10 protein-coding genes are annotated in these 12,288 nt (G+C 58.8%); 1 reads left to right on the forward strand and 9 read right to left on the reverse strand.

The genetic code is table 11. From position 1 onward, the window contains the following. Positions 1 to 119 precede the first annotated feature (119 nt). The 9 genes from E4T21_RS02270 to speB form a co-directional block, all read right to left on the reverse strand. A complete protein-coding gene (locus tag E4T21_RS02270) occupies positions 120 to 1,088 on the reverse strand; it encodes a LysR substrate-binding domain-containing protein (protein ID WP_205423446.1) in 969 nt (322 codons plus the stop codon). Positions 1,089 to 1,199: 111 nt separating this feature from the next. Beyond that, positions 1,200 to 2,648 (reverse strand): aldehyde dehydrogenase family protein, encoded by a 1,449-nt coding sequence (locus E4T21_RS02275; RefSeq protein ID WP_149283139.1) that lies wholly within the window; start codon positions 2,646 to 2,648, stop codon positions 1,200 to 1,202. Positions 2,649 to 2,687: 39 nt separating this feature from the next. After that, entirely contained in the window at positions 2,688 to 3,431 is a 744-nt protein-coding gene (locus tag E4T21_RS02280; RefSeq protein WP_149283141.1) for an MBL fold metallo-hydrolase, read from the reverse strand. Next, the gene (locus E4T21_RS02285) at positions 3,428 to 4,210 is read right to left on the reverse strand and encodes a carbon-nitrogen hydrolase family protein (protein ID WP_149283143.1); all 783 of its coding nucleotides are present in this window, start codon (positions 4,208 to 4,210) and stop codon (positions 3,428 to 3,430) included. Before E4T21_RS02285 ends, E4T21_RS02280 begins: the two co-directional genes overlap by 4 nt. 2 nt (positions 4,211 to 4,212) lie before the next feature. Further along, entirely contained in the window at positions 4,213 to 5,550 is a 1,338-nt protein-coding gene (locus tag E4T21_RS02290) for a purine-cytosine permease family protein (RefSeq protein WP_149283145.1), read from the reverse strand. 89 nt (positions 5,551 to 5,639) lie between these two features. Then, a complete protein-coding gene (locus E4T21_RS02295) occupies positions 5,640 to 7,283 on the reverse strand; it encodes a 5-guanidino-2-oxopentanoate decarboxylase (RefSeq protein ID WP_149283147.1) in 1,644 nt (547 codons plus the stop codon). Then, positions 7,280 to 7,894, reverse strand: coding sequence for an HD domain-containing protein (locus E4T21_RS02300; protein ID WP_149283149.1), 615 nt, complete (start codon positions 7,892 to 7,894; stop codon positions 7,280 to 7,282). The genes E4T21_RS02295 and E4T21_RS02300 overlap by 4 nt, the downstream gene beginning before the upstream one ends. A gap of 72 nt (positions 7,895 to 7,966) precedes the next feature. Continuing rightward, complete coding sequence (locus E4T21_RS02305; RefSeq protein WP_149283151.1) at positions 7,967 to 9,352, reverse strand: YjiH family protein; 1,386 nt, start codon at positions 9,350 to 9,352, stop codon at positions 7,967 to 7,969. A 242-nt stretch (positions 9,353 to 9,594) separates the two neighbouring features. Beyond that, complete coding sequence (speB, locus tag E4T21_RS02310; protein WP_149283153.1) at positions 9,595 to 10,545, reverse strand: agmatinase; 951 nt, start codon at positions 10,543 to 10,545, stop codon at positions 9,595 to 9,597. Positions 10,546 to 10,822: 277 nt separating this feature from the next. Between speB and E4T21_RS02315 the strand changes: the two genes are divergently transcribed. Further along, complete coding sequence (locus E4T21_RS02315) at positions 10,823 to 12,253, forward strand: sigma-54 interaction domain-containing protein (protein ID WP_149283155.1); 1,431 nt, start codon at positions 10,823 to 10,825, stop codon at positions 12,251 to 12,253. Positions 12,254 to 12,288: the final 35 nt, after the last annotated feature.

Here is a 12,288-nt window from a genome sequence, read left to right on the forward strand (position 1 = left end):
CTCATGGTTGTGATACTGCCACTTGTCCAAGCCAGGCCGTCACTATCTCCAGTAAGGGTGGTAATTCAGGAGTGTATGAGCTTTGAGTGAAGCTACAATTTACTTTTGCTTGGTGACTTTTAAGTTTGTCTAAACAGTTTGCTTTGCTCCTGATGCCACTGACGGGCAACCTCGCTGATCCAGTCAATGAAATGACGGACATGCGGTAGACGCAGGCTCTGATGAGGGCATACCAACCACTGGGTACATATTTCCATGACAGGAGGATTTCGCACTGGAATGACCAGCTTTGCGCCGAGCACTTCTTGCGACATCATCAGGTTGCTTTCCAGTGCTATTCCCATGCCGAGAGCCGCTGCATCAACAGACATGTGCGAGCGGTCGAAATACAGGTTACGCAAGAACCCTTCATCCTTGATGCCTGCCCTGTTGAACCAGGTACGCCACTGGATCTGAGCCTTTACCGAGTGAATGAGACGGTAGTCAATGATGTCTGCGGCACAAAGCGATCCAGCCTCGGCCAGAGAAGGAGAGCACACGGGAAGAAAGCGTTCACTGACCAAGGGCTGAACATTCAAGCCTGTCCAGCGTCCTGTGCCATGGCGAATCTCGATATCCACCCGCTCACGGCTGAAATCAGTAGGTTCGTTGGAGCCATCGATGCGCACTTCCAGGCCGGGAAATCTGGTGAGAAAGTCATCCAGGCGTGGCAGCAACCACTTGGTGGCAATCGTCGGTGTCGCCCGAATGGTCAGACGAGTGGGCGCCTGGGTGCCGCGCAACTGGTCAGTCACCTTGATGATGTGTTCGATGTCTTCGGCGATAAGCTCGAAATAGCGCTCTCCGGCCTCGGTCAGGCGCACGGTTCTTCCTGAGCGCACGATCAGCGTGGTGCCGATCTGTTCCTCCAGCGAGCGTAGCTGCTGGCTGACAGCAGAAGGGGTCACATGCAGATACTCGGAGGCGGCTGTCACGCTCTGGGTGCGCGCTACATGATAGAAGACAGCAATGCTGCGAAATGGGGTCATGGCAGTACTCGAACCGGGAATGATCGTAATGACAGCCAGGTCATAGTGCACAGGCTGCATCGTCATCACCAGTGCGAGAGTACGGCGGCAAGGAGGAAATACCGCGCCCGGGCATGCTCATCAGCAAACCTGGGCGTGGTATGGATACTCAAATATCGAATATATGCTCGATCAACCTGCAGGCCCGATCAGATGCTTCACTTCGAGGTAACCCGCCAGGCCCCAGAGGCCCAGTTCGCGGCCGATGCCGCTGATGCCGAAGCCGCCCCAACTGGCCTCAGGCATGACGATCTGCTCACTGTTGTACCAGATGCTGCCTGCACGCAATTGGCGGCCGACTCGGCGAGCACGTTCGACATCACTGGAGATAACGGTCGCCGCCAAGCCGAAATCGCTGTCGTTGGCCAGTTGAATGGCTTCTTCTTCACTGGCCGCAGAGCGTGCGCACAGTACCGGGCCGAAGATTTCCTCGCGCCACAGGCGGCTGTCGGTCGGTACATCGCGGAACAGGGTGGGAGCAATGAACTCGCCCTGAGCGGGGAGCTGATGGTGACTGGCATCACGCACGGCAACCAGACCTTCGTCACGGGCAATGGCAAGATAGTCTTCCACGGCCTGGCGCTGACGGGCGCTGGTCATGGGGCCCATGCCGGTGTCATCGGCCAGCGGGTCGCCCAGGCGAATGGCATCCATGCGTACGGCCAATGCTGCATACAGGTCCTCGGCCAGTGACTGGTGCACAATCAGGCGCGAGGTCGCCGAGCAGATCTGGCCAGAATTGAAATAGATGCCGGCCATGACCCAGTCGGCTGCCTGGTCGATATCCGCATCATCCAGTACCAGGATCGGTGATTTACCGCCCAGCTCAAGAGACACGCCACGAATGCCCTTGGCAGCGGCGAGCATGACCTTTTCTCCCACGGCATTGCTGCCAGTGAAGGACAGTTTATCCACACCCGGATGCTCTGACAGCAGGGCACCGATGCCTTGGCCATCACCATGAACCAGGTTGAAGACGCCCGCGGGAAGATCAATCTCCAGGGCGATCTCAGCCAATGCCTGCTCTGGCAGTGGTGTCACTTCCGAAGGTTTGAAGACAATGGTGCAGCCTGCAGCCAGTGCCGGCGCAATTTTCCAGGCGCTGGTGACCAGCGGGAAGTTCCATGGGGTGATCAGGCCGACCACGCCCACCGGATCTTCATAGGTACGTGCTTCGACGCCGTCCATGCCATGTTCGACAAGCCTTCCCTGACGCTGCTCCAGGGCCCGAGCCTGTTCGGCGTAATAGCGATAGCAGGCAATGGCATCATCCAGGTCGATGCCGGCCTCGGCCAGAGGTTTGCCATTATTGACCGCGGACAGGCGTATCAATGCGTCACGGCGCTCGGCCAGGGCGTCGGCAAAGGCATCCAGATAAGCGCCGCGACGATAGCCGCCCAGCCCCTGCCATATTGGCAGTGCCTGGCGAGCTGCTGCGACGGCTGCATCTACATCAGCAGGGTCGCCGGCGGTGAGTTCGGCAATCTGTTCCTGGCGATAAGGGTCGGTGACGGGCAGGCGGCGAGTGCCGTGGCTTTCTACCCAGTGGTTGCCAATGAATTGTTGGGTGAGTCGTTGCATGGGGAAATCTCATGGGACGTCGTGGCTGGTCAGAGGGCTCTAGAGTTGATGAGCCCGCAGCCAATGGTCGATCAGTTCATGCAGGCGCTGTCCCGAAAAACTCGGGAAGTGTCCACCATGAACCGTGCGTACAGGCAGCGCATTCAAGCGGCGCAGGCTAGTGGCATAATCCTGCAGGTTGCTGTGGTAGGCATCCTCGATCAGTTCTCCGTCATAGATGATGTCGCCGGAGATCAGCGTGGCGCTCTTGGCCTCCCATAACGCAATGCCTCCCGGGGAGTGGCCGGGGGTATGGATAACGCTGAAGCGGCGATCGCCGAGGTCGAGGATATCGCCATCCTCGAGCAGCCTGACCTCAGGCGGTGCTGGAATGTGGTACCCACTGTGCGAGTAAGGCTCAGGAGGCAGCGCATCGAACATGCTGTCGTCGAGAAACTGACTGGCCAGGGTTCTCTTGTTGTCGGGCTGCCGCAGGATATTGGCCTCATCGCGGTGCACCAGGCAGCTATCGAATTCATGAGCGGCGCCAATGTGATCGAAATGGGTGTGACTGGCCACCGCCAGAATCTCCTGCTCCGCCAGCAAGGCAACGCTCTGACGCAGGGGAACGGCGCCAAGCCCGAAGTCGACGACCAGATCACGCTCTCTACCGCGGACATGCCAGATATTGCAACGGTAGAACGGCTTGATCGCAGGTTCATCGATCAGTGTGATGCCGTCTGCCAAGTGTCTGGTGCGATACCAGTTGCTAGCCTCTGCTCTGGAAACATGAAAGCGCGTCATGTGGAAAGCTCCGGCGTAGATCGCAGGTCTCGCAGATAATCCTGGTGCTTTCGGCTCTCGGTGATGCGTTCAAGGTCGATATCGACGATCAGCGTGCCTGGTTCGGCACCCAGCAGTCCGAGAACTTCACCATCCGGGCCGGCAACGAGGCTATGCCCGCAGTAATGCAGTTCGTCTTCTTGACCGGCACGGTTGATACAGGCTACGAAACACTGGTTGTCCATCGCACGCGTGCGGATCTGCAACTGCTGGCGCTCGGCGTTGGGCACCATGTTGGCAGTAGGTGAAAGAATCACCTGGGCCCCGCGCTGGGCGAGTGCGCGGGCCATTTCAGGAAATTCGTTGTCGTAGCAGATCATCAGTCCCAGGCGGCCAAGGCGGGTGTCGACCACACAGAGTTCGTTTCCCGGGGAAAAGAACGCATGTTCACGATCCCACAGCTGGCGCTTGTGATAGGTCGCTTGCCGCTGCCCTTGGTCATCGAACAGCACGGCGGCGTTGGCCAGGCTGCCATCGGGCTGGCGTTCGGCAAGCCCGACCAACAAGTGCAGCCGATACTGACGTGCCAGTGCCGCTAGCCGGGTTGATGTGGTGCCATCAATCGGCTCGCTGAGGCTATCCAGTTGCGCGAAGATGTTGTACCCGCTGATGCCTAGCTCTGGGATGGCAACGAGGTCGGCACCTGCACTCACTGCCTGTTCGCACAGGGAAGCGATGTCGGCAAGATTGGCTTCGATGTTGCCGCGTTCAGGAAAGGTTTGAGCCAGCAGCAAACGCATGATCAATGATCCTCTTCGCTATGGGGTACGGCCGACGGACGGCGAACGAACAGTGTGCAGCCGAACCAGTAGATGGCGCCAGTGATCACGAAGACGGGCAAGGACGCGCCAAAGGAGAGGGGGGACATCAGGGTCCAGTAAGCGGCCAATGCCGCACCTGAAAGATAGGCGCAAATGGCCACCTTGGCAGTGGGGCGACCGAGTTGATGACGGGCCTTGAGCAGCTCTGAGCTGTAGCCAGCCTTGCCCAGCAGGAAGTAATCGGCGATCACGACGGCAAAGGCCGGAATGAACAGGGCACCCACCAGCAGCAGGAAATTCTGGAACTGGTCGAGTATGCCCGGGATCAAGGCACCGAAGACGGTAACCACGCCGATGATCAATGCCGGTTTCCAGAATGCCATGCCGGGGGAGACATTCATGCACGACATGGTCGCGCTGTAGACCGCCATGATGTTGGTGGTCATGACCGAGAAGAACACGACCAGTGCCGCCGGCAGGCCGAATCCGAAGCCGCTCAGCAGGCGGGTCGGGTCGTAGGTCTGCGGCATGCCGGTAAGCACAGACAGGCCAGAGACTACCGCACCGAGCCCCATGGCGATCATCGCTGCCAGCACATAGCCGCTGTAGGTTCCCCAGATGGCGATGCGACCGCTCTTGCAGTTGCGGTTGTAGTCGGCAGAAGAGGATATCCAGGAGAACGCAGTGGCGACCACGATATCGAAAGCAATCCCCAGGGTGATGCCATTGCGCGACTCTATCGGCATGTCCAGCAATGACGTCACGTCATAATGTCGATTGAGCTGGTACAGCACGATGGCAGCAAGTCCAACCATGGCCAGTGCCGCCCAGCGTTCGACCTTCTCGATACCGAGGTGTCCGCGCAACACGACCAATACCACGATCATTTCGCACAGCACGGTCATCAGCGGCAGGTTCGAGTAGCCGGTGGCAGACGAGATGGCATAGTCCAGGCTCATGCCTGCCAGCAGAGCCTGAATCCAGCTCCAGGCGATGAGTACCGCCATGTTGATCAGAGATATGATCCGGCTACCCAGGGGACCATAGGCTCGGCGTGTCAGGACCATGGAAGGCAGGCCGGTATGTTGCCCCATCAACCCAACCAGCAACAGCGGAATGGCGCCGATCAGAGAACCCAGCAGTACCGTGCCCATGGCGGTGGTGAAGGGCAGGTCCGGTACCAGCAACATGCCGGTGAGGATGGTGGTGACGACAACGTTGGCGCCGAGCCACAGGAACACCGTGCCGAAGGCTCCGAGGCTTTTGCTGTGATGCGCATCTAGAGTGTCTTGTCCGAGCATGCGTTTGGTGATTGTCATATTGCTGTCCTTTGAGGGTACTGTGCATGGCTCATGCCAGTACCCTCACGAAATTGTGATTGTAGGTAAGGACGTTCTCTGAGGATTCTCTATGCCTGGGTGACTGCTTCATTCCAGGCCGCAGCATCGACCTCGATCAAGATGGGGCCACTGGCGGGGCGGTTGGCGATGGCGCGGGCGAGACCCGCAGGATCAGCAACCCGAGTGGCGGCACAACCGAACCCTGCTGCCAGTACCTGGAAATCTGGCGCCTGGATATCCACGCCAAGCCGTGTGACACCGGCGTTGTCCATGTAGCGGCGAATTTCCTCATAGCCCTGGTTGTGCCACAGCAGAATGATCACCGGCAGTTGTTCTTCCACCGCACAAGCCAGTTCGGGGAGCGTGAACATCACTCCGCCATCGCCGACCAGTGCCACCACTGGCAAGTCAGGGCGACCGATGCAGGCTCCCATTGCCGCTGGCAGGCCATAGCCGAGCGTGCCGTAGCCTGAGGCGGAGTTGAAATAACGCCTGGGATGAGGCTGGCTGACGAGGTGATTGCCGGCATACACCGTGGCGCAGGAGTCTCCCACGATAACTGCATCGGGCAATACTTCCTGCAGGGTGTTGAACAGAGGCACATAGGCAGAGAACGCAGGATCGCCAGCCAGATTCAGTGCCGTCAGAGCGGCCTTGGTGCGTGCTTCGCCTTCTCTCGACAGGTGTCGGTTCTGAAAGCGCTCAGCCAAGGCGGACAGGGTGAGCCCAGCATCCGCCACCATGGCCAGATCCGCTTGATGATTGCGAGCGAGCTGCTCGGCATCGATGTCGACGCGAATCAAGCGCCCAGCGAGGGCAAAACCATCATCGAATACCACGTCATAGTCGGTTTCACCGATCTCGGTACCGATGGCCAGCACCACATCGGCTTGCATGGCCATGTCGCGCACGGGCGGAAATGATGCATTGGGGCCGAGATCGAGAGGATGGTGGCGACCCAGCAATCCTTTGGCATTGACCGTGGTCACGGTCGGTGCATCCAGCGCTTCCACCAACTGGCGTGCTGCCTCGGGGGCCGCCACGCAGCCGCCGCCCAGAAGGACCAGCGGTCGCTTGGCCTGTTCGAGCCATTGGCAGGCTCGATCAAGAGCATCGGGAGACGGAGCCGCCTTGACCAGACCACAGCGTTGCCAGTGACGAGGTGGTGTCACGGGCGCATTGAACAGATCGATGGGAATCTCGATATGCACCGGTCCAGGTCGTGCGCCTTCGAACACGGCGAAGGCCCGAGCCAGGACTTCGGGCAGACCATCAGGATCGAGCAGGGTATGGCTGAAGCGGGAAACGCCGGCCATTAGTTGCTGCTGGCTGGGTAGCTCATGCAGCCGGCCCTGGCCTCGGCCCAGGGTATCGGTGCGATTGACACTGGAAATCACCAGCATGGGAATGGAATCGGCCAGGGCCTGCCCCATGGCGGTGGCGATGTTGGTCATGCCGGGGCCGGTGATGATGAAGCATACGCCCGGTTTTCCGGTTGTCCGGGCATAACCATCGGCCATGAAGCCCGCGCCTTGTTCGTGGCGTGGCGTTACATGCCGGATGCCGCTTCCATTTCCATCCTCGGACGCTTCCTGCTTTCCACCCTCCAGGCCACGATACAGTTCGACGGTATGCACACCAGGGATGCCGAAGATGGTATCCACAGCATAGCTGTCACGCAGCAGGCGAATCAGTAGTTCGGCACAGGTCATTTGGGTAGTCCTTGTGATGGAAACGCCGGATCTGGCGCAAGGCTATACGGTTGGCGAGAAAAGATGCGTTGCACCATCGGCATAAAGTGGTCGAGTGGCAGTGAGTCGTACTCTGGGTCGAAAGAAGGACAATCCCACTCACGACAAAAGGCCTCACAGTCGTCGAACCAGGGATGGTCACGGAAACGTTCTCGGGCATGTTTGTCTGCGCCGAGCTTGTCCCAGTAGTAATACCCCTGGAATACATCGTGATGCTTGATGATCCAGTGGGTTTTCTCGCTGACGAAGGGCCTGATGATTGATGCGGCATAGGAGGCGTGATCGAACAGCGCCAGTTCATCACCGATATCATGCAGCAATGCAGCGACGATCATTTCTTCTTCGGCGCCTGCTCGCTCTGCACGAGTCGCTGTTTGCAGGCAATGTTCCAAACGTGTGACCTGGTAGGGCTGATGTCCTTCGCCAAGGCGCTTTAGCGTTGCCACGACGGTATCGGGCAAGCCATCAAGATATTCCACGTCATGAGCGAGAATGACTTGCCAGTCTTCAGCCGTACTTTGATCAATACGGGTGAACGTTGCCTTGCCAGGAGCGTGGGAGTTAAGGGCCATGCGGATCTTTCCTCAATCACATGAACGTTGTCTATGATGCGGCCAGGTCAGGTGCTGGCCGCGCTCCTGGCATCAGCCCACCAGCCAGTGTGCCATCACCACGATGATCGGCAGGGTAATGACCGTGCGCAGAATGAAGATGACCACCAGCTCCCAGAACTTGAGCGGAATCTTCGATTTCAGCAGCAGAGCACCGATTTCCGACATGTAGATCAACTGGGTCAGTGACAGGCAGGAAATCACGAAACGTGTCAGCTCACTGTCGATGTCCTTGGCCAATACTGCGGGCAGGAACATGTCGGCAAAGCCCACCAGGGTGGCCGGGGCAGCCTTGTCGGCCTCGGGCAGTCCCATCCACTCCAGCACCGGGACCATCGGCAGTGACAGCCAGTCGAAGATTGGGGTGTATTCCACCAGCACCAGGGCCACGGTACCGATGGCGATGACGATCGGCAGCAGGCCAAAGAGAATATCGGCGACGTTGAACAGTGCGGTGCGTATCAGCTTCACCGCACCTGGCGCAGTACGTGCCCTCGCCACGGCCATACCGAGGCTGTAGCGCAGCAGGTTCTGCTGGCTGTCATTCTCTTCACGAATCCGGCAGCCCACAGGCTCGTAATAGGTGTTGGGCTTGCGTGAGAGAGGGGGCAGGCGTGGCACGATCACCGCTGCCACCAGGCCGGCCACTACCACGGTGAGATAGAAAGGAATGAACAGGTGATTGATCTGGGTAAAGGTGGTCACCAGCAGAGCAAAGGCAATCGACACGATCGAGAAATTCGTGGCGATGGCGGCGGCTTCTCGACAGTTGTAGAAACCTTGCTCGTACTGCTGGGTAGTGATCAGCACGCCTACGGTGCCGGAACCCATCCAAGAGGCCGTAGCATCGATGGCACTGCGCCCTGGCAGGCCGAAGATCTTGCGGAAAGGGGTACGTACCAGGCTGCCGACGAACTCCATGAAACCAAAATCGACAAGAAGCGGCAGCAGGATGGCGGCAAAGAAGAAAAATGTCACCAGTACAGGCGCCAGGTCATTGAGCATGACACCACCGGTGAAGTCGGAGTTGATGAACTCCGGGCCGATGTGGAAGTAGGTCATGACCGCGAAGATCGCACCGATGATGCGGGTCACCAGCCATAGCGGAGCGACGTTGAACAGCTCCTGCATGGCCTTGTGCTGTGCCCAGCGAGGCTGGGTCAGGGACACCAGCAAGGTAATCAGCGCCGACAGACAGAGCACGCCGGTGGCAATGGCGGGCAATGTGCTGCCCAGGGTCGCCTTGAGCCAGTCGGCGGCCATTCCCATGCCGATATTGATCGACTCTTCCGTGGAGATGGGCACGAGAAACAACAGGATACCGAGCAAGGACGGTATGGCGAACTTGAGGACCCCGGCCGCGTTGATGGGAGCGACATCATTGGCCAACTGGTCGGCGGAATGCAGTTGCGAAGACATAAGCGTTACTCGTTGATCTTGTAGTGTCGGGGCATGGCTTTTCGCGATGCCCTCATGGCCGAGGCTGCAGACAAACTACTGCGCTCGATCATCCAGCGTTAAAATCCACCTCAAAATGCTCATTTACGGCTTGTAAACTGCGCTTTTCGGCGGATTTTGCCTTGCCTGATCGTCGCTCGTGACCTTTGTCAGCGCCTCGGACCCTGCCATGGCAGGGGCTGCGTCATGTCACTCAGGAACCCTCAGTCGCGGCGCTTGACGCCGGGCAGCACGCAGAGCATCTCGTAGAGCAGTGTTGCGCCCATCAGCGCGGTATTGCCACTGGGGTCATAGGGGGGCGCCACTTCGACCAGATCGCCGCCGACAATGTTGAGTCCCCAGGCTCCGCGGACGATTTCGAGACCTTGCTGGGCGGTAAGCCCTCCCATTTCCACAGTACCTGTGCCTGGCGCCACGGAAGGATCAAGGCCGTCGATATCAAAGGAAATGTAGACAGGGCCATTCCCCATCTGCTCGCGAACTTCTGCCATCAGCGGTGCGAGCGACTTGTGCCAGCATTCTTCGGCCTGCACGACACGGAAGCCTTGTTCGCGGCACCAGTCGAAGTCCTCGGCGGCATAGCCGGTGCCACGCAGGCCAATCTGCACGACGCGCTTGCTGTCGAGCAGCCCTTCTTCCTGGGCACGGCGGAACGGGCAGCCATGGGCCACTTCTTCGCCGAACATGTGCTCGTTGACGTCAGCATGCGCATCGATATGAATAAGCCCCACCGGGCCATGCTTCTTGGCGATGGCGCGCAGGATCGGCCAGGTCAGGGTATGGTCGCCACCGAGGGTGAGGGGCACGCAGTCGTGGGCAAGCACGTCATCATAGAAGTTGCTGATGATGTCGAGGTTCTTGGGCAGGTTGAAGGTGTTGATCGGTACGTCACCGATATCGGCCACCTGCAGGCTGTCGAAAGGGGCTGCACGGGTCGCCATGTTGTAGGGGCGCAGCATGCGTGACTCATCACGAATCTGGCGTGGGCCAAGCCGGGTGCCTGGACGGTTGGAAGTACCGATATCCATGGGAATGCCGATGAAGGCAGCATCAAGGCCTGCGGCAGTGTCTTGAGTCGGCAGACGCATCATGGTCGCGGGGCCGCCCGAACGCGGCATGACATTTCCACCCAGAGGCTGATTAAAATCGTTCACAATGGCTTCCTGCTTTTGAATGACTGTTGTTGAGATTTGACTGTTGAGATTTCGCTGTCGAGATTGCCGTCAGGTGGCCGATGACGTTGGGACATCCCTGACATGTGGCTTCATTTCCAAGACCTGCAGGAACCATGCCAATCCCGAAAAGCCTTTGCGGCCGTCAGTTTCATCTGCGATGAGAAGCAGGGTGATTCATTTTTGAATCGAATTGGGTCGTGGTGCGATACACTAATGAATCATTGATTCATTTATGGATTGTTTTGCGGGAGCCGTTATGGGCGCTTATATAGAAGACCTCATCCTCCAGACGATCATTGATACCGCGCATGACCACTTCTTCATTGTTGAGGCCAGTGGCCGTATTCGTGACGTCAGCCCTGGAGCGGCTGCCGTGTATGGCATGTCGCGGGAGGCGTTATGCCAGACCACCGTTCAGCGTCTTGAGGCGGAAGGTGTACTGCGGCCTTCCGTCACGATGGAAGTCTTCCGAACCGGGCAGGCTGCCCAACTGGTGCAGCAGACCAGTACCGGGCGAACGGTGATTGCCCAGGCACATCCCGTCTTTGATGGCGATAGGCTGGTCGCTGTCGTCAGCCGTTCCATGGACCTGACCGACCTGCAATTGCTGCAGCAGGAATATGCCTTGCTGCAGCAGCGCTTCAGTGATCACGTCAAGCTAGGCCATGGTCTTGGGCAGGATGCCGAAGATCTTGAAGCGGCCCTGGGGGACCTGGAAGCTCATAGTCCTGTCATGCGCGAGATAGCCAGCTTACTGTGTCGTGTGGCATCTACCGATGCCACGGTGTTGATGCAGGGCGAATCCGGTGTCGGCAAGACGGTCTTCGCGCGCTTGCTGCACCGTTGGAGCCCTCGTGCCGAGGGGCCATTCATCGACGTGAACTGTGCCGCGATTCCTGAAAGCCTGTTCGAGTCGGAAATGTTCGGTTATCGCCAGGGAGCCTTTTCGGGGGCGGCACCTGGTGGACGCGTGGGACTGATCGAGCAGGCGGCAGGAGGGACCCTGTTTCTGGATGAGATCGGTGAGCTGCCGCTGTCAGTGCAGACCAAGCTGCTCAAGGCCATTCAGGATGGGAGCATCACACGTCTGGGCGATACGGAATCCCGTCGCGTCGACTTTCGCCTGGTCGTGGCCACTAATCAGGATCTGGCTCAAAGTGTCGAGCTGGGGCAATTCCGTCTTGACCTCTATTACCGGCTCAATGTCATACCTGTCACCCTGCCGCCCCTGCGTGAGCGACGCGAGGAAGTGCCTGCCCTGGTCGAACGACAACTGGGGCGGCTCAACCAGCGTTATGGGCGTGACAAGATACTCGATCGTGACGTGTGGCAAGTGCTGATGGGGCATGACTGGCCGGGAAATGTGCGCGAACTGGAGAATGTGCTGGAGCGGGCCTGGCTATCCAGTGACGACGTGATTCACGCGCGCACCTTGAACGTCGAGAGCCAGAGGAATACCGCTGATGGGGGTGTGCCGAAGCAAGCCGATATGGGGTCTGTCGGGGCTAGTCTGGCGGAACATGAAGGGCTCAAGGAGGCCCTGGCACGCACTGAATACCGCATTCTTGCCGAGCTTTGCCAGCAGTTGCCCTCCACTTACGCGATCGCTGAGCGCCTTGGCATCAGCCAGCCCAGTGTCGTGCGCAAGCTCAAGCAACATGGCCTGGAAATTCGGGGGAATCGCTGAGAATGCTTCTATAGAGAAGTATCTGAGAGGGGAAA

The sequence above is a fragment of the Halomonas binhaiensis genome (assembly GCF_008329985.2).
In the GTDB taxonomy this organism is placed as follows: Bacteria; Pseudomonadota; Gammaproteobacteria; order Pseudomonadales; family Halomonadaceae; genus Halomonas; species Halomonas binhaiensis.